The 19,585-nt window shown below is 54.8% G+C and carries 13 protein-coding genes; 1 reads left to right on the forward strand and 12 read right to left on the reverse strand.

The genetic code is table 11. From position 1 onward, the window contains the following. Positions 1-172 precede the first annotated feature (172 nt). The 7 genes from ACFOLF_RS13955 to ACFOLF_RS13985 all read right to left on the reverse strand — a co-directional run bounded on the left by ACFOLF_RS13955 (position 173) and on the right by ACFOLF_RS13985 (position 11,203). Positions 173-2,404, reverse strand: a complete 2,232-nt coding sequence (locus tag ACFOLF_RS13955; RefSeq protein WP_210044720.1) for a glycoside hydrolase family 95 protein — start codon at positions 2,402-2,404, stop codon at positions 173-175. 188 nt (positions 2,405-2,592) lie between these two features. Further along, positions 2,593-4,260: an ABC transporter substrate-binding protein gene (locus ACFOLF_RS13960; protein WP_379114653.1), complete on the reverse strand. Its 1,668-nt coding sequence runs from the start codon at positions 4,258-4,260 to the stop codon at positions 2,593-2,595. A 125-nt stretch (positions 4,261-4,385) separates the two neighbouring features. Further along, entirely contained in the window at positions 4,386-5,282 is an 897-nt protein-coding gene (locus tag ACFOLF_RS13965; protein ID WP_210044721.1) for a carbohydrate ABC transporter permease, read from the reverse strand. Positions 5,283-5,297: 15 nt separating this feature from the next. Continuing rightward, positions 5,298-6,158 carry an ABC transporter permease gene (locus ACFOLF_RS13970; RefSeq protein ID WP_210044781.1) on the reverse strand — a complete coding sequence of 287 codons (861 nt, stop codon included), beginning with the start codon at positions 6,156-6,158 and terminating at the stop codon, positions 5,298-5,300. 423 nt (positions 6,159-6,581) lie between these two features. Next, positions 6,582-8,885 carry a helix-turn-helix domain-containing protein gene (locus tag ACFOLF_RS13975; protein WP_210044722.1) on the reverse strand — a complete coding sequence of 768 codons (2,304 nt, stop codon included), beginning with the start codon at positions 8,883-8,885 and terminating at the stop codon, positions 6,582-6,584. A 149-nt stretch (positions 8,886-9,034) separates the two neighbouring features. After that, entirely contained in the window at positions 9,035-10,306 is a 1,272-nt protein-coding gene (gene larA, locus ACFOLF_RS13980) for a nickel-dependent lactate racemase (RefSeq protein ID WP_210044723.1), read from the reverse strand. An 18-nt stretch (positions 10,307-10,324) separates the two neighbouring features. Further along, positions 10,325-11,203, reverse strand: coding sequence for an NAD(P)-dependent oxidoreductase (locus ACFOLF_RS13985; RefSeq protein ID WP_210044724.1), 879 nt, complete (start codon positions 11,201-11,203; stop codon positions 10,325-10,327). A 333-nt stretch (positions 11,204-11,536) separates the two neighbouring features. Between ACFOLF_RS13985 and ACFOLF_RS13990 the strand changes: the two genes are divergently transcribed. Further along, positions 11,537-12,262: a hypothetical protein gene (locus ACFOLF_RS13990; protein WP_210044725.1), complete on the forward strand. Its 726-nt coding sequence runs from the start codon at positions 11,537-11,539 to the stop codon at positions 12,260-12,262. A gap of 172 nt (positions 12,263-12,434) precedes the next feature. Here the strand turns inward: ACFOLF_RS13990 and ACFOLF_RS13995 are convergent, their stop codons facing one another. From ACFOLF_RS13995 to ACFOLF_RS14015, 5 genes are all read right to left on the reverse strand, one after another. After that, positions 12,435-13,745, reverse strand: coding sequence for an MFS transporter (locus ACFOLF_RS13995; protein WP_210044726.1), 1,311 nt, complete (start codon positions 13,743-13,745; stop codon positions 12,435-12,437). Then, entirely contained in the window at positions 13,732-15,885 is a 2,154-nt protein-coding gene (locus ACFOLF_RS14000; protein ID WP_379114655.1) for a dipeptide ABC transporter ATP-binding protein, read from the reverse strand. Before ACFOLF_RS14000 ends, ACFOLF_RS13995 begins: the two co-directional genes overlap by 14 nt. A 56-nt stretch (positions 15,886-15,941) precedes the next feature. Beyond that, positions 15,942-16,841, reverse strand: coding sequence for an ABC transporter permease (locus ACFOLF_RS14005; protein ID WP_210044727.1), 900 nt, complete (start codon positions 16,839-16,841; stop codon positions 15,942-15,944). Positions 16,842-16,932: 91 nt separating this feature from the next. Continuing rightward, positions 16,933-17,880, reverse strand: coding sequence for an ABC transporter permease (locus ACFOLF_RS14010; protein WP_210044728.1), 948 nt, complete (start codon positions 17,878-17,880; stop codon positions 16,933-16,935). Positions 17,881-17,927: 47 nt separating this feature from the next. After that, complete coding sequence (locus tag ACFOLF_RS14015; RefSeq protein ID WP_210044729.1) at positions 17,928-19,544, reverse strand: ABC transporter substrate-binding protein; 1,617 nt, start codon at positions 19,542-19,544, stop codon at positions 17,928-17,930. Between the last annotated feature and the right edge of the window lie 41 nt (positions 19,545-19,585).

The following is a 19,585-nucleotide window of genomic DNA, read 5'->3' on the forward strand; positions in this document are numbered from 1 at the left end:
TGGATTTTTAATCCGGTCGTGGTTCATGCGGTTTGTCTTGCTGTATCAACGATAATTGTGCGAGCTCCGCTTGCGCAAACGTCTTCCGATGCTTCGCAGGTGTTACAAGCGGGTTATCTGCTTGTCACTTGTTGAAGAAGCTGTTATACCCAGCTCTGCCGGTTATTCGCCATTATAGCGAAATAACATAGCCTGAACCGCTGGCAGTCGGGAAGGACAGCGTATCTCCCGATAACTCATATTCGACCTGCGAGCCTGTCGACTGATCGGTGACAGATGGTTGGCGATGTGCAAAAGAAGGATGCTGAATAATCGCCAGCTGCCCTTTCCTTGAGCGGATTACCGCTTGCTTCAGCGTCCCCTGCTCCCACTCCATATCAATTACGAAGCCGCCCCGGGCTGCCAGACCATGCACATGCCCGCTTGGCCAGGCGTCCGGAAGAGCCGGCAGGAGCTGTACCGCATGCAGATGGCTTTGCATCAGCAGCTCGTTGACAGCCGAGACCGCCCCGAAGTTGCCGTCGATCTGAAAAGGCGGGTGGGCGTCGAACAAATTCGCATAGACGCCGCCCTGGCTGGCATCCATCGTCACCTCGGATACCGTGGTCACTCTCAAGGCATGGGTCAACAGCCGGTAGGCCCGGTTTCCGTCCAATAGACGCGCCCAGAGATTCATTTTCCAGGCAATGCTCCAGCCGGTCGAGAAGTCGCCCCGCGCCTCCAGCGAAACCTTGGCCGCATCCGACAAAGCGGGATCCAGCGAAGGAGATATCTGCCTGCCGGGGAATACGCCCATCAGGTGGGACACATGGCGGTGCGAGTTGTCCGGATCGTCCTCCGTCATCCTCCACTCCCGCAGCTGCCCCCAGCTGCCAACCTTCACGCCGGGATCCAGCTTGCCCAGCTTCGTCTCCAGCGATTCCCGGAATGCCGCATCCTCATCCAGCGCCTTGCTTGCCTCAATCGTATTGCTCAGCAGATCCCAGATCAGCTGCTGCGCATAGGCGACGCCATCCTCGTCAGGGCCATGCTCCGGCGACCATTCCATCGGCGCCACCCAGCTGCCGTCCGGAGCGAGGACCAGGCGGTCAAGCCAGAATTCGCAAGCGCTCTTCATGACGGGATAGGCGGTACGCGCCAGATAATCACGGTCAAGCGTATACCGGTAATGCTCCCACAGCTGCATGCACATCCATGCGTTGGCGGGATTATTCAACCGCCAATCGGAGTAGCCGAAAATGTTCATCTGCGTATAAACGGTCCAGCCCCTTGCGCCCATCGACTGCGCCGTGCTGCGCCATACAGGCTGAACAATGGCCTGATTATAGATAAAGTCCAGGTAAGGCTTGTCCATCTCGGACAGATTCGCGGATTCGGAAGGCCAATAATTCATCTGTACATTAATATTCGTATGGATATCGCTTTGCCATGGCGGCGTGTTGGAGTTATTCCAGATTCCCTGCAGGTTCGCGGGAAGCGGCAGCCCCCGGGAAGAGCTGATCAGCAAATAACGCCCGTACTGGTAATAGAGTACTTCCAATGCGGGATTAAGCTTGCCTGCGGAATATCCGGCCAGCAGCTCGTCTGTCGGAATTTCCGGTTTCTGTTCATTCAGACTGAGCTGAACCCTGCCGAACAGCGCCTGGTAATCGTCCCTATGCCGCTCTAATAGCAGCTCGTACGACTTGGAAGCAGCTTCATTGATTTTCTCCGTAAGCGCTGTGGATAGTCCCGTTCCCGTATAACTTGGGGAATGGGGGTCATAATCGGTTCCCGCCGCCGCCAGAATCGTAACGGCATTGGCATTGCTTACGATAATTCCATTCTCGTCTGAAGTAATGGAACCGCCTTCACTTTGGATGAGAAACTGTGCTTCATAGGAAAGAACCGTCAGTTTCCCTGTCAGCGAGGCCCGGTTTCCCGAATAGGCAATAATTCCATCCCGGCTGTCAACCAGCTTGAAGACAAAACTTATTTTATTCGCTTCGCTGCTTGTAAACCGGGCCACAATCACATCATCCGGGCTGCTGCTGAAATATTCCCGCTTGAACCGCGCTGCTCCGATGCGGTAGCTGACGCGGGACACGGCCTGTGCAAGGTCCAGCTCCCTCCGGTATTCCGCTGCCTCTTCCGCATACGGGAACGCCAGATAGATATCCCCGAAGCTCTGGTAATTGCCCAATGATTCCGCCGACCCCGTCCAGAGGGTCTTATGGTTGAACTGGATATGCTCCCGCTGCATTCCACCGAAGATCATGGCTCCCAGCATCCCGTTGCCGACCGGCAGCGCCTGCTGCATCCAATCCTCAGCCGGCTGTCTGTACCACAGGCAAAGCCTGCTATCGGGGGCACCGGATAATTCTCCTGCTTGTTCCCCCGGATTATTGATACGATTTTCCATCATTTTGACCACCTTTCTAACGCCGTTCCTTGGCTCCTGAAGCAGGTTTCTTCATCTTCGTATGATTTGGATAAAAAGCCCTCCCTTGACAAGAGCGGGAGGACTTACGATTTAAAGGATATCATATGGGATGTGATCATGGAAGCAGAGGCTTCATATTGAAACAAAGCCCCCGCTCCGCAAATGAAAGCTTATTTAAATGAAGCGTCATACGCCTTTTGCATGATTTCCAGATAACGGCCAACCTTCAAATCTTCCAGCCCTTTGACATAGGAATCCCAGTCTTTGTCCAGATCCTTGTTGCCGGTGATGAACTGAAGCGCGCTCTGATCGACATAGCTCTTGATGTTCGTCTGCAGAATGCTCGCTTCATCCGCATCCGCCGCATCTACCCACAGTGCCCAAATCGGGAAGAGCTCCTTCGGCTCCTTGCCTTCGTACAGCAGCGTCGCATTGTACAGTCTGCGTTCATAACCGTCCGGCGCATAAATATCCGTGCCTTGTACGAAGCTGTCACGGTATTCTTTGGGCTGGTAGAAATGTCCCATGCCGCTCCAGCCCGCATTGGAAGGAGCAGCTCCCTCTACCGCAGGAATCAGCGTAAATTGAGGCTTCACATCCTTGCCCAGCGCCTGCTCGCCTTCCACCGGATCCTTCCAGCCGATGCCCTTCATACCGTTTGATGCATTGGTTTCGCCTTCCGGCGTGAACATGTAATCAACCATCTTGATTAAAGCGATTTGCGCTTCCTTGCTGGCCTTGTTCGTAATGACGAATTTCGCGCCAGATGAAACGCCGCCGCCATCATGAGTCGCATAGGAAGCATGAGGTCCGGTCAGCGGAGGAATCGCATCGTAATCGCTGCCATTCTTATTGCCCGCATCGGTATTCACGAAGATCGCCGGATGCATGGCTGCCGCCGCACCCAGAATTTGCGCGTCGGCATTCTCGCCGATTTTCTTGAGCGTGTCGGCATTTTGCGTAAACGCGCCCGGATCGATCAAGCCCTCGTCGAACAGGGATTTAATATAAGCCAGGCCTTCCTTCCACTCCGGCTTGTTAGCCACCGTGTCCACTTTTCCGCTGGCAAGACTCAGGTAATTCCGGTCGTCGTCATAAATGAATCCATTCATCAGATAAGGGATGACGTGAACGCCGAAATCCTCTTTCGATCCGCTAAGCGGCACTTCGTCCGCTTTGCCGTTGCCGTTTGGATCGTTATTTTTAAACGCTTCCAACACTTTTTTGAAATCCTCGGTCGTTTTTGGCGTTTCCAGGTTCAACTGCTTCATCCATTTGCTGTTCAGCCACATCTTGTTGGGATATGAACAGTGAAAGCATTGGGTGAAAGCAACAAGTCCATAAATATTGCCGTCAGGCGCTGTGTTATACGCTTTCAAATCAGGGTATTTTTCCATGGCTGCTTTAATATTCGGCGCATACTGGTCAATCAGATCGTTCAAGGGAATAAGCACGCCCTGTTTGCCATACTTCAGAACATCGCCTTGCGAGAATTGGTCGATGTAAGCCGTCAGCATATACGCTTCCGGATAGTCTCCGCTGGCAAGGGAGATTTGACGTTTTTCTTTGGCGCCATCGTAAGGGATGATCTCCCAGTTGAATTTGGCGTTGAATTTCTCTTCAAGAAATTGCGTAAATTTATTCGTCTTGAGATCCGTGCCCTGCTCCTGCTGGGCAAATAAGCTGATCTCTACCGGCTTCGCGCCCGCTTCCCCTGTCCCCGCTCCGGCTGCGGCATTGGATGCCGTTCCTGTTGTATTATTCTTCTCCGAGCATGCTGCCAGGAACATGCTGACCATCGTGACGATGATGAATAAGCTTACCAATCTCTTTTTCAACTTATTTCCTCCCCTATGAATAAGTAGCCTGAAAATACTAAAAGCTCATGATTATGGTTGTTTTGGCTCGGGTTCTATACTACATAAAAATCACCCCTTTCATCAATGGGGATAAACCCCAGTTATTATCCCTTAACCGAACCCACCAGCATCCCCTGGACGAAAAAGCGCTGCACGAACGGGTAGATGATCAGAACAGGCAGCGTTGCTACGACAATCAACGAATATTTGAGGAGCTCGGCGAGCTGCTGTCTCTCGACCATTTTCATCGCGTCCATGGAGCTTGCGCTGTTGTTCAGCACGATGATGCTTCTGAGGATCAGCTGCAGCGGGAACAGCTCCGCCGATTTGAGGTAAATCAGAGCGTCAAAATAAGCGTTCCATTGGCCGACGGCATACATCAGCACGAGCACGGCAATGATCGGCTTCGAGAGCGGGACGACTACGCTGCGCATGAAGCGCAGATCGCTGCAGCCGTCGATTTCGCTGGCCTCCACCAGCTCATCCGGAATGGAGGATTGAAAGAATGACCTGGTAATAATGACCTGCCACACCCAGATGGCGTTCGGAATGAGCAGAGCCCACCGTGAATCGATCATTCCCATTTCTTTTACAACCATGTACGTCGGAATCAAGCCGCCGCTGAAAAGCATCGTGAACGTAATCAGCATCATGAGCACATTGCGCCCGTAGAAGGTTTTGCGCGATAACGGATAGGCAATCATGATGGTCAGCAATACGCTGATCAACGTTCCCGCTAACGTATAAAACAGGGAATTGCCATAGCCCTGCATGATTTGCGGGGTATGGAACAAGGTCTCATACCCCTTGAGCGAAAAATCGACGGGCCACAGCCAGACGCGCCCGGATGTGACGGCCGACGGGCTGCTGAACGAGCTGCTTACGATATAGATGAGCGGATATAAGACAATTACCAGCACAAAAGCCAATGCGACATAAATCGCTGTCAAAAATATTTTATCGCCTGTTGAATCCCTGATCGCTGTTTTCATAGCCGACATAGCTGCACTCCCTTTTTACCAGATACTGTTGTTGGATACCCGTTTCGCAATCCCGTTGACGACTACCAGCAGAATAAGATTGATGAATGAGTTGAACAGGCCGACCGCAGTCGCAAAGCTGTAGTTCGCATTAAGCAGCCCGACCTTATACACATAGGTCGCAATAATTTCCGAAGTGGATGTAGTAAGCGGATTCTGCAGCAGATAGATCTTCTCGAAACCAATCGCCATAATGCTTCCCACATTCAAAATGAGCACAATCGTGATCGTGGGCAGTATCCCGGGCAGATCCACATTCAGTATCTTCTGGAAACGCGTCGCTCCGTCTACCTTGGCCGCCTCGTACAGCACGGGATCAATGCCGGCCAGCGCCGCCAGGTAGATGACGGCCGAGTAACCGGCTGTCTGCCAGATATCGGACCACACATAGATGGAGCGGAACATTCCCGGTTCGCCGAGGAAATTGATGGAATCCATGCCCATGGCATTCATCGCTATATTGACAAAACCCAGTCGCGGAGCCAGAAACAGCATAATGATGGAGACCATGACAACCGTAGAGATGAAATAAGGCGCGAAGGAAACGAGCTGGACAAGCCGCTTGAACCTTCCGACACGTATTTCGTTCAGGCCCAGGGCCAGCAGAATGGGAATCGGGAATCCGGCGAGCAATTGATAGCCGCTGATGAGAATCGTGTTCTTGATCAGCGTCCAGAACATCGGATTATCAAAAAACAGTCTGAAATTGTCGAATCCGACCCACGGGCTGCCCCATATGCCCTTCATTACGTTGTATTCCTTGAAGGCAAGAACCGCGTTGAGCATCGGGTAATACTTGAATATAAGGAAGAACAAAGCCGGCGGAAGCACGATCATATACAGCTGCCAATGCTTCTTCAGGCTCTTCCCCGCGGCTTCCGCGAAGCCTGCCCTGCCGCTTCGCGGAAGCGTCCTTTGATTGGTTAGTGTGTCCGTATCCAAAACAATACCCCCTAATGTATCGATGCCTTATGAAAGGTGACAGCGCTTTCTACACCACTGATTGTATGTGATTATTCCGGGCAATGAATAGGTACATCTGGGGCGTTTTGCGTACAGATTTCCTTGTTTCGGAGGTCCATTTGTCCGCAGCAGCGTCCTCTAATCCCTTGTATATCAAGGAGAAAGGGCATCTGCGCCTTTTCGCGAAGCGGGATTTGGGAGGTACCGGGCATTCAAGGGAGCAGCAGCGTCAGGAGGATGTATTCGTCTGCGCAATCGTTAGAAAAAAATCCCGGCTGCACGAGGCAGTCGGGATTTTCATTCACCGGCAGATTGTCTGTACGAGCTTGGGGAGACTCCCATGACCCGTTTGAACGCTCTGCGGAAGGAATGCGAGCTGTTATAGCCGACACGGGAAGCGATATCGTCGACGGTGTAATCGTTCTTCTTTAATAATACGGCAGCATGATCCATCCGCACCTTCTCCAGATGATCCGATAAATTCGTTCCCGTCACATCCTTGAACAGCTGGGAGATATATTTCTCGGGACGCTCCACCTTCTCGGCAATGCGGTAGAGATTCAGATCCGGGTCCATGTACGTCTTGGCAATGTACAGCGTAATCTGCTCGATGGTTCTGGTGTGGACATCATTCCTCTTGCTTGTGATAACCCCGCACAGGGCTTCCATAATGCCATCGATCTCGCGTGTAACCGGCTCGATCGCTTCCTTGGCCTGAATGCCGATAATCCGATTCTTGACATTCTCGAACACCTCGGACTCCATGAAGGACTTCTGATCCAGCAGCTTAAGCAGCGTTCCCTTCAATTCCTCGATCAGCTGCTGCTTCATATCGATGGAAAGCTCCCTGTTCTCCACATTCTGCGAGATGACAGAGGCGACAATCCGCCTGGCTTCCTCGATATCCCCGCTGCTGATCGTGCTGATAAGGCGCAGCTCAATATCCAGCGGATAATAATAGGTCGCACTCTCCATCCGGGTATCGCTGAACCACAAAATCCCTTTCCGGTTCATATAGGCCGCATACTCCAGCGCCTGCTTGGCCTGCTCGAAGGAATGGCTGGCCTCCATGACGGAAGGAAAGCTATCGCCCAGGGCGACGGTTACGGTAATGCGGTATTCCTGAAGCACGAAGTCAGCAAGCTGTTCCAAAAGGTGCTGGATCTTGGCTCTGCGGCTCTCTTCGCCCGGCTCCTCTTCCCCCGATGTGAAAACAAGCACCATGCGGTCGGAGCCCAGATCCGTCATCTGGATATCGCTGCCGCTGTCTTGCAGAGCCTGCTTGAGCAGCAGCCTGGCGGCGCTGAGCTCGTTCAGGATTTCCACGCTGTCCATGCCGGAGTAGCCGTGAATCTGCAGAATGCCGGCATAGCCGCTGTTCATGCTCAGACCGGTGTCTGCCTGACCGGCCGCAGCGATAATTTCCTCCCGCGATTGGAATTCGCCGGCGATCAGCCGTTTGAGAAAAGCGTCCCTGACCAGGGGCATCTGGCGGCTCAGCTCGGTCTCCAGACGCTTGTTATTGATCAGCATATTGGATATATTTCCCTGCAGAAAATCATATTCATTGCGGCCGGCCGGAACTTCATCCTTGCCGAAATTCTCCTTCATGATCCCCAGCAGCCGGTTGATCGGCGCGCTGTTGCGGTAAGAGAGCAGCAGCCCGACCAGCAGCCCGAGCACCAGCGCAATGCCGGTGACCCACCAGGTAATAAGCTTGATCTTGTTGGCATTCTCCATCAGAACATGACGGGGGATTCCCGCCTGATAGACCCAGCCGTTTGTTTTGGAACGGATCGTGATGACCAGATCGTCATTATAGAATTGATTGACCTTGGATTCATCGAACTTGGGATCCGCCGCTAAAGTGTCGATTTCCTGCTCCTTGATCCCTTGTATGCTGATCGTCTGTCCATCCGCATCGCTGATATGAGCCCAGCCGTTATAACGCTCAGTCACGCCTGACAGCAGGCTGTTGATCAGCTTCTGGTCAATGGTAATCACCACGGTCGCCGGCGAAGAATCGCTGAAGCTATCCAGTGGCAGCGATTGCATATAGGAGATGACGGAGGTCTGCGCGCCGTTATCCATATAGGAGCGAAGCGGCATGATCTGACTTCGATGCGTTTCCCCGAGCACCGTCTTCTTCCATTCCTCCAGAGACATATCGGTATAATGAGAGGTCTCATAGTAGTATTCCGGCCGAAAATAGGACGAACCCAGCGTCAGGATCGCATTGTAGTTTTTCAGATAAATGAAAAAATGCTGCAGGAAATCATTGGTCTGGCTGACCGCCATCACATCCCGCATGACCTTCCATACCCCGTATACATTCGTCTTGTCGCCTTTCATATCCTCATTCATCAAGACGTTCAAGTCCTGGTTCAAAGCCAGCTGTCTCGTATAGCCCTCGACCTCAGCCATTCTGCGCTCCAGAATCTCCTTGCTCTTCTGAAGCTGCATGACGCTGTTATCGATGGATATCGACTGCGTAACATTGATGGAAGTGCGATAGGACATATAGCCGGCCGCACTTGGAATAATCAGAATGACAATATAAGAAATCAGAAATCTGCGAAATATTCTTGAATGCTTAAGCACCAGCCCGCTTTCTCCCTTCCAATAATGACAGCGCATTCAAGTTGACAGCTTGAATGCGCTGAAGTGAGTTCCTTTAATCATAAACGATTTTACGCTTCCATGTTTCTTGTTTTTGTGAACTCAGGATGGCGATTTAAGGCGTTTGCCTATCAGGCCTGCTCTCCCTGCACGAAAGGAATGGTCAGCGGCCCCTGCGGCATCACGGCCACCGTCATCTCCTGGCCGTATTTAGCCGTCAAGCCCTGCAAGGCGGCATCCACGCTGTCCGTCGGGGTCATCATGGCAGCCCGCACATCCTCTTCAGACAGTGTCGAGTATACTATAATATCGGCCCAGACTTGAATGACCGCCTGCTTCTGCACCTGCCATTGATCGAACAGACGGAACTTGGGATCATTAATCATGTCCAGGATCTCCCGGGGCGTTGGACGCATCCGCAGGATATCGGCGTAGTTCCCATGAGACGGAATCCCGTCGGAGCATTCCGCCGCACAGATGATGGTTCCCCCCTGCTTGACGATTTTGTGGGCGGCGCTCATCCCCTTGACCGCCTGGTATAAATTCTGATCGAGCGGATAGCCGGAATTGGAGGTGATGACCACGTCGAAGCGCTCCTTGACCGGCACCATCGTGTGCTCCGTCACATAGGCGCAGCCTATTGCGTGGGCAGCGAACAGCTCGCCGGCGAACACCGCGGTAATCGCCTTCTCCTTGTTCAACGTAACATTCAGCATAAAATGCGGCGGGCACATCCGGTTTACCTCCGACGTCATTTCCTGCAGCGGATTTTGGACCATATTGCCCCATGTCGACCGGGGATCGCCGATCATTCTCGCGTTATGAAAGGTCATTATCGTTTCGATACCGGCTATTCCCGGCATAATGCCCTTGGGCCCTCCGGAAAATCCGGCAAAGAAGTGCGGCTCTATGAAACCGGTTACAATTCGGAAATCAGCCTCCACATATTCCTTGTTCAGCCATACCTCACAGCCGAAGGAGCTCGTACCGACATGGGTCAGCTCCTCCTTCTCATGGCAGTGATGATTGATGATCCGAATCCGGTTCACCACATCCTCCCCCAGCATCCGGACAAACTCCTCGCGGGTCTGGTCCCGGTGGGTTCCCGTTCCGTTGATAATGACGAACTGCGCCTCCGGTACAAAAGACAGCTCCTCCAGTATCCAGGGAATCAGCTTCTCATTGGGGGTAGGTCTTGTGATGTCGCTGATTACGATGGCAATCCGGTCAGTTGGCCGGACCAGCTCCCGGAGCGGAGGCAGACCTTCCGGTCTGCGCAGCGCCTCCGTCACGGCTCCCTTCTCATCGGCAAGTCCAGCCTGGGCCGCCGGCTCAATAATGACCGCATGGTCCGGGACCTCGATGCTCAATCCGCTTTTGCCGTAAAGCAGCTCCGCTCTCATTTTCTTTCGCCCCCTGAACTATTCATATAATTTATAGAGTGCCTGCGTCCCGCTGTTCTCCTCGCCGGATGCGGCCAGCCGCTCATACAGCGACTTGGCAAGGCTGAGGCCATGCGCCTGCAATCCCATCGCTTCCGCCGATTCCAGGGCGATCCCCATATCCTTGATAAAATGCTTCACATAAAAGCCCGGATCGAAGTCTCCCTTAATCATCCGCGGCGCCAAATTGCTGAGCGACCAGCTGCCTGCCGCTCCGCTTCCGATGCTTTTCAGAACGGTATCGGGATCAAGCCCCGCCTTCTCCGCATAACGGATGGCCTCGGTCACCCCGAGCATGTTGGAGGCAATGGCGATCTGGTTGCACATCTTCGTATGCTGTCCCGAGCCCGCCGGTCCCTGATACACAATATTCGTGCCGATCGCTTCGAAAATAGGGCTGATGCGCTGGAATACCTCTTCTTCCCCGCCGACCATAATGGACAGCCGGGCTTCACGCGCGCCGATATCTCCGCCCGATACGGGGGCATCCAGACTGAAGCACTCCTGCCCGCGGGCAGATTCCTCCAGCCGCTTGGCCAGCTCCGGACTTGAGGTGGTCAAGTCCACCAGCACCGTGCCCGGCTTGGCGTGCTTCAGCAGCCCTTGTTCGCCGTAGTAAACTTCTTCGACATCATGCGGGTAGCCCAGCATCGTCATCACCACATCGGAATGCTGCGCCAATTCCGCCGGATTATCATGCCAACGGGCGCCTTCCTCCAGGATGTCCTCCGCCTTGGACTTGGTCCGGCTGTACACATGCAGCGAATACCCGGCTTTCATTAAATTGCGTACAATGCTTTTCCCCATCACGCCGATCCCGATAAAACCGATGGCTGGCTTAACCTGATTTGAGCTCATTATTATTCCTCCCGCTTATTCGTACTTGGCTTCATTGTAAACAATTCCGTCCCGGCAATAAACAGAAAATATTTGTGCTAGCTTATTTATACCGCTCTCCGGAGGGGATGGCAAGAAGCGGCCATGCCTGTCCGGCATGTTTCAACCGCCATCTTGCAACGCCGCACCGCGCGCTGGCAGCTAGTTCGCAGTGCGAAATAGACACGCGAACGCCAGAGCAATCCCCGCCGCGGCCCGCCATGGATAAACGGGGGATATTCCTTGCAGGATACGCTTGCCGCATTGTCGAAAGGACATAGAACAGATAGGCGTTGGCGGAAGGGAGTCGTACAGATGGCTGAATTGACTGAGCTCAAACGGGTGAATATCTATCTGGTGGCGGGCATTCGTACGGCGGAGCCGGTGTTCCGGCCGCTCGCGGATGCGCTGCGCAACCGATTCGGGCAGGAAAATCTGAATGTGACCATTCGCATTCTGTTTCCGTATGGAGGCGAGCATAACAGCACCATGAAGCAGATCCGGTCGGCGCGCCGGGATGTCCGGCTCTATCCCGAGCAGGTGCAGCAATCTGCCGGGGGACAGCAGGTCAGAACGCTTGTGCGGACGCTTGGCGCACGCGATCCCATTCTGCTTATCGGCTACGGCATCGGAGGAGCCGCGGCCTATCATGCCGCCGAGCTGCTGGAGCAGGATGGCTGCGATATCCGCTTCATTGCCCAGGTGGGATCGCCAAAGGTGCCGATCGGCAGACATTTTCAGGGGAGAGTCGGCTACATCGTCAAGAAGGGAGCGTGGCTGGAAGGCGATCCCCTGGCCTGGCAGGGGAGCTGGTCCCATGCCAAGTACCGCTTCGCCTCGCACCGATACCCCGGCCTGCTGTATAACTCGCAGGAGAAGGGGCGCCGCTATTACGCGCCAGACAATGTCGCCATGCTGGATATGGAAGGACAATCGCCGAACTATTTCTCCCCCAGAGCGGGGAGAGGCGCCGTATCGAATCTCGCGAAGACGATGAATATGATCTGGAATTGGTTCTATGCCTCTTCTGCCGTCCGCTAACAGTCCAGTGAAAAAAATCCGGCTGCGCCTGTTCATCACCGGACTTCTGGATTACGCTAAAACGCCCGGAAGCGAAGCCTGTCAGGGGGCTGCTTTCCGGGCGTTTATTTAAAGCGTTGCAGCGTTAAAGCATCAGGACGGGTATATCCGCTCAATTTCGACGGGACCGTCTTTACATGCCAACCGGTTTGACCTCCTCCGCGGGCGGCGCGTGGCCGTTCGCGCGCTCCTTGCCGATTGCCGTCCCTTTATTATCAGAGCCGCGCGTCCGCAGCTTCCATTTCATCGAGGTATAGGCGGAGAAGCCGAGCATTGTCGCAACCAGGAAGCCCCCGCCGGCGTAGAAGGCGATCGTCAAGCCGAACCACTGGCCGAGCACCCCGAACATCGCGGGACTTAGAATTTGCGAGAAGCGGTTCATGATCAGCCGCAGCCCCATGATTTTTCCGCGGTCGGAATCCTTCGTATCGTTAACCACAATCATAATGCTGACAGGCAGATTGATGCCTACCGCACCGCCCATTACGAGAACTAATATAATCACTCCCGCGATATGAAAACCGGCAATCGGCGTAAACACGACACATACAGCAGCGGTCAGACCGGCGATCAGCAGAATCCGCTCCATATGCGTCCTGGCCATCAGCCAGCCGAGACCGTAGCGCGACAGCATGCCAGCCAGTCCATTGATTGAAATAATGATAGAAATCAGCAGGGTCGTGTAGCCCAGCTCATTCAGATAAATCGGCATAAAACTCATATACAGCGACTGAATGTACATAATGAGGAACGTTCCGATCAGTCCGAACTGGACGGAGCGGATTTTGGTCAAATGGAAGCCGCTCGCATAGCTGTCAGCGATGCCTTTTATCTTGAGCAGCTCTTTGGGATGCGCAGCTCCGTCATAGGACGTGTTCCGGTAACCTCTGGCTGTGACCATCAGCACAATGAAGAAGAGAAGAGAGGCGGCGCAGGCCACCCCGAAGGAAAACTTGTAGCCGAACAGGGCATTGGCGAAGAGGGAAGTCAGTCCGCCGCCGATAAGCGGTCCCAGCATCCCGCCGCCCGACATCCACATGGAGTATTTCTTGATGCTCTCGTTCCGCTCTGTTTTCTCCCCCTCCGATACCAGCACCTGAAAGGAGGAAGCCATGATGATGACGCATGCGCCCATGAAAATCTGCGACAGGCTCAGCATCCACAAGCCCGTAGCCATCGTATTGATGAATAGCGATAGAATGAGCAGCACGCTGCCGTATTTGAGCATCCGGATGGGACCGATGGAATCGATGAGCTGGCCGATCGGCATAGCGATGAAGATGGGAAGCAGCGACCGCAGCGTCACCATGAAGCCGATCGCTGCGGTCGAGGCGCCAATTTCCTGCGCATAAAGCGTAAAGAACGGCTGCGCCATTCCCGTAATCGTGAAGAAGAGTCCCCCGCCATAGATGCCGAATTTCCGGTAAAACTCAGGAGACAGCATGGCAGGCGACCTCCCGGCGCTGCATATGCCCTTTCAGCTTCGGCTTGGCCGAGGTGCACACATCGGTCGCATGCGGACACCGGGAGCTGAAGGCGCATCCGGACGGCGGATTGGCGGGACTTGGCAGCTCCCCTTTGAGCAGCTCGATGCTTCTGGCTCCTTCAATTTCCGGATCGGGAACCGGCACGGCGGCAAGCAGCGCCTGCGTATACGGATGCGCCGGGCTGACGAATATCTCCTCCGCCGGGCCGTATTCCACAATCTCGCCCAGATACATCACCGCAATCGTATCGGAAATATAGCGGACGGTGGACAGATCATGTGAAATAAATACGAAGCTCAGGCCCAGCTCTTCCTTCAAATCGCACAGCAGGTTGATGATCTGTGCGCGCACGGACACGTCGAGCGCCGAGGTCGGTTCATCGGCCACCACGACGGAAGGGTTCAGAGAGAGCGCCCTGGCGACGCCGACACGCTGGCGCTGCCCGCCGCTCAGCTGGCTCGGATATCTGTCGAGATAAGACGGGTCCAGCCCTACCTTCAGAATCAGCTCCCTTACCCGCTGCTTCCGCTCCTCGCGTGTGCCGATCTTGCGGACATGCAGCGGTTCGGCAATAATATCCGCGATTTTCATCTTCGGATTGAAGGAAGAATACGGATCCTGAAACACGATCTGGATACTGCCGTTCCTGTCGATCCGGCCGCTTGTCGGTTCATCCAGCTGCAGCAGCATGCGGGCGGTCGTGCTTTTGCCGCAGCCGCTTTCCCCCACGATCCCGATGGTCTCGCCGCGCTGCAGCTTGAAGCTGATGCCGTTGACGGCCCGGATTTCCGAATCCTTCTTCCACGGCAGCATCGAGGTTTTGGTGAAATGCTTATGCAAATCGGTAATTTCCAGCACAACATCGGAAGCAGCTGCAGAAGCTGTATCGCCTGGGGCTGCTTCGAAGGTCATAGCTCCGCTGCCGGGTTCCGCTTCGCCGCGAATGACAGCATTCATGGATCCGGAATCTGCAGCAGCCGCTGCCGTCGGTGCAGCCGCCTTATCGGCAGGCGCAGGCTTCTCCCCCCTGCTGAGCATGGCGGTGATGCTCTCGTATCCTTCGGTCATAAGCCCTTCCTCCAGCCAGCAGGCTGCTGCCTGCTGGCCCTGACGGGGCATTAATTCCGGCGCATCCAGGTAACAGCGCTCCGATGCGGCAGGGCAGCGCTCCTTGTAGGAGCAGCCCTTGACGGGAAGCTTCATATCCGGCGGAAAGCCCTGGATTTGGAGAAGCCGCCTCCGCTTCTCGCCGCTGATGCTCGGAATGGTCATCAGCAGGCTTTGGGTATACGGATGCCTGGGCGAGCCGAAGATTTCGCCGACCGTGCCGAATTCGACGATTTTGCCCGCATACATGACTGCGACCTTCTGGGCAAACCGGGCGACAAGTCCAAGATCATGCGTTATAAACATCATCGCGCTGCCGGTCGTTTCCGTCAGCGTCTTCAGCAGCTCGACGATTTGCGCCTGGATCGTCACGTCCAGCGCTGTTGTCGGCTCATCGGCCAATATCAGCTTCGGATTGCAGGAGAGCGCCATCGCAATCATGATCCGCTGCCGCATGCCGCCGCTCATTTCAAACGGATAGGAGGAAATCCGTTTGGCCGCATCGGGGATTCCCACCCGGCTCAGAAGATCCACCGCATGGCTGCGCGCTTCTTTGGGTCCAAGCTTCAGATGCATGCGGATAGGCATCATCATCTGGTCTTCAATGCGCATGACAGGGTCCAGCGAGGACATCGGGTCCTGGAATACGGTTCCGATGGCGCTGCCTCTAAGCTTGTTGAGCTCCGGCTCGCCTAAGCCGACGAGCTCCCTGCCATCCAGCTGCACGCTGCCGGACACAAGCTTGCCGGGATAGGAAATGAGTTGAATGAGCGACATGGCCATTGCGCTTTTGCCGGAGCCGCTTTCGCCTACGATCGCCAGCCGTTCTCCGCGCTGAAGCTCGAAGCTGACGCCGTTGACGGCTTTCACGACGCCGGAGTTGGTGAAGAAATGGGTGTGCAGGTCGCGGACCTGCAGCAAGGGCTGAGAAGGTGAAGCCGTAATGTCGCTTGGGCGGTTTAGCGTACCCGCTGCTGCCCCGTTATTCATGGCTGTCAGCTCCTTTTACATGGTTGAAGTCATCGCAGCATACCGAATGTAAACAGCTACTTGCGGGCTCTTGGATCAAGCGCTTCGCGAATGCCGTCGGACAGGAAGTGAAGGGAAATGGCGATGAGGAGAATAACGACTCCAGGCAGCGTGGAAATCCACCATGCCTGCTGCAGATACATCTGGCCATCCTTGATTATGTTGCCCAGCGACGGCTCGGGGGGCAGAATACCCAGACCCAGGAAGCTCAGGCTCGCTTCGATCAGAATGGCGTTGGCGGCGGCAATACTGGCGGCGACGAGCAGCGGAGCGATGGTGTTGGGCACAATATGCTTGGCCATCAGCCACAGCTGGGGAGCCTGCACCGTTCGGGCGGCGTCGATGAAGGTCCGGGATTTCAGACTCAGCACGAGCGACCGCTGCAGCCGGATAAAGCGCGGCACGTCGGCCAGCGCAATCGCACAGATGACCGGCACCGTTCCCGCGCCAAGTATCGCAACCAGGCCGATAGCGAGCAGCAGCGACGGGAACGCCAGGAAAATATCGACGACACCCATAATGATGCGATCGGCAGCTTTTCCGAAAAATCCGGATATTGTGCCAAGCACAATGCCGAACACCAGGGCGATCAGCGCGACCGTGAAGCCCACGAGCAGCGACACCTGAATGCCGGACAGCGTACGGCTGAGGACATCGCGGCCCAGCTTGTCGGTGCCGAATGGGTGATCCAGCGATGGAGGGTTCAGGCTTACCCGGATATTGCTCACAAGCGGCGCAGGCAGCGGAAGCACCGGCGCCAGAAAGGTCAACAGCAGAATGGGCAGCAGGATGATCATCGCCCATTTGGCATTTTTGTTGACATAGAGAAAGCGCAAATAAGGGAGCTGGATCCGGGTTCGCGGCGGTGCCGCTGCAACCGGCTGCCGGGCCGCACTGACTACAGCATCTTGTTCCACGTTTCATCACTCCTAAGGTTTTTGCGATACTTCATATTCAGATTCGGTCGCCCATGCTTTGTGCTTTCGATGCACCGCAAGCAACCGAGCTTTAGAACTGGACGCGCGGATCAACCTTTTTGTAGACCATATCCGTAATGAAATTAATGGCGACAAAGACGAACGCGTAGAATAAAATGACATTTTGCACAAGCGGGTAATCGCGGCTGTTGATGCCGTAAACCAGCAGTGTGCCGATGCCCGGAATAGAGAAAATAAATTCAACGATGACGGTGCCGTTAAGCAGATTGCCGAAGCTCAGTCCGACGACGGTAATGATCGGGAGCATGGCGTTCTTGAGCGCATGGCGGAACACGACCACGATCTCGGACATTCCAAGCGACCGCGCGGTGCGCACATAGTCCTCGTTCAGCACTTCAAGCACAGCTGTCCGCGTGATGCGCGCAAGCGTCGCGACCTGGGAGATGGCCAGCACGATTACAGGCAGCGCAATGCGCCTCAGCATAAGCGCCGGATCGTCGAAGGAAACCGCTCCGCTTGCCGGAAGCAGCCCCAGATTAAGAGACAGGAACAGCATCAGGAGAAGAGCCGTCCAGAAGGCCGGCATCAGATCGACGATCATCGCCGTCCAGGTGATGGCGTTATCGAGCGTTTTCCTGCCTTTGTTCGCCAGAAATGCAGCCAGCGTTCCAAGCGGTATGGCCAGCACCACCGCAAGCAGTACCGTCAGTCCCGCAACCATAAGCGTAATCGGCAGCGCCTTGAACATGAGACCCGCAATCGGCAGCGATGTGGTAATCGTGCTGCCAAAGTCGAAGCGGACCACACTGAGGAGATAATCCGTATACTGCTGCCAGAGGGGGGCGTCAAGCCCCAGCCTCTGGCGGAATTCTTCAAGCGCGGCGCCGGACAGATTATCGCCGGCCATCGCCGCCGCAGGATCGCCAGGGATCATGCGGATGGCGAAGAATACAAGCGTAACGACGCCAAACATGGTGACAACCAGCTGCAAAATCCGTTTCATCGTATAGCTCAGCATCGCGTTTCACCTCCACTATCGTGCTTTATCAAAAATGGAGTTGCCCGTTATTTGATATCAACGCCGTAGAAATTGACCTGCGCCAGCTTGTTGATGACAATGCCCTCAATGTTCGCCTTGCTCGGCCAATAGACGTTGCTCGCGTATGTCGGCAGGTAGGGCAGGTCGTTCATGACAATCTGCTGCACCTCTTCATACAGCTTCAACCGTTTCGCCGAATCCGTCTCGGCACGGGCAGCTTCAAGCTTCTGCGTCAGCTCGGGATTGTTGTAACGGGCGCCGTTCAGCCCCTTCGGAGCAATATTGTCGGGATGCAGGTAGCTGAACAAAATCGTGTCCGGGTTCACCGCAGGCAGCAGCCGTCCGGATACATCGAAATCCCCGCTGTTGCGCTTCTCGTTGTAGGTCGGCGTGTCGACCAGATCAAATTCCAGATTGATGCCGACGGCTTTGAGGTATTCCTGCTCCAGCTGCATCTGCTCGGTAACCCCTGTCGCCGAAGTGCCGTCCTGCTTGATCGTAAAGCCGTCCGGGTAACCGGCTTCCGCCAGCAGCTGCTTGGCCTTCTCCGGGTCATAGCTGTACTGCGTCGCGTTCTCGCTGTAGCCCTCCATCCAGTCCAGCAGGATGCTCTTGGCTCCCTTCTGCAGCCGGGGGGATACGCCTTCAGAGATGGCATCGAAGTCCACAGCATAGGCCCAGGCCTGACGGACCTTCAGATTGGCCAGAATCGGATTGTCCAGATTGAAGACCTTTAATGAAACCGCATAATTGTCCACATGATTCAGTTTGAAGCCGGCTTTCTCCAGGATATCCAGATTTTCCTCGCGGTTGGCGCGCATAATGACATCGATCTCGCCGTTCTGAAGCGCGATGTTGGCTGTCGCTTCATCCTTGATGATGCTGAAGATAATCTTCTGAATCGGCGCCGGGCCCTGATAATATGCTTCATGCCGGACGAGAATGATTTCCGAGCTCGGATCGATTTTCTCCACTTCGAACGGCCCGGTTCCGACCGGATTCCATTTGACCTGATCTCCGAATTTCTCAATGGCTTCCTTCTTCACGATCTGTCCCTGATGATAGTTCGCCACCTGATGCAGGAAGTTGCCGTCCGGCGTTTTGAGCTTGATCACCACGGTGTATTTATCAGGCGCTTCGATGCTGTCCACGTTATTGAACTCGGCAGCGTATGGCGAAGCGGTGGCCGGATCGAGAATCCGGTTGTACGAATACAGCACGTCGGCGGAGGTGAACTCCCCATAGCCCTTCTGCCACTGGACACCCTGCCGCAGCTTGAAGGTCCAGACTTTGTTGCCTTCGGTCTCCCAAGATTCCGCGAGATCCGGTATGATTTCCCCCGTATCGGAGGCGTAGCTGGTGAGTCCGCTGAAAATATTAAAGGCGATGTTCTCGTTCTCGATGCGGAAAATATTGGCCGGATCAAATCCCGCGGGATCATCGTAGAACCGGACCTTGAGCACCTTGGGCTCACCGGCTGCGGCCGTGGCGGTATCGGCATTCCCGCTTGCTTCATCCCCGGAGGCGGAGGCATCGGCGGGCGGCGCATTGTCCGCAGATGGATCTGCGCTGTTGGAGCAAGCAGATAACAGAAGTACAAAAGCGATCCAAATGCCTAGATTCAGCTTCCATTGTTTTTTCATATGGTTTCTCCCCCTGTGATCATACATTTACCGGCAGCAGC

The sequence above is a fragment of the Paenibacillus sepulcri genome (assembly GCF_042647105.1).
GTDB classification, from domain to species: domain Bacteria; phylum Bacillota; class Bacilli; order Paenibacillales; family Paenibacillaceae; genus Paenibacillus_Z; species Paenibacillus_Z sepulcri.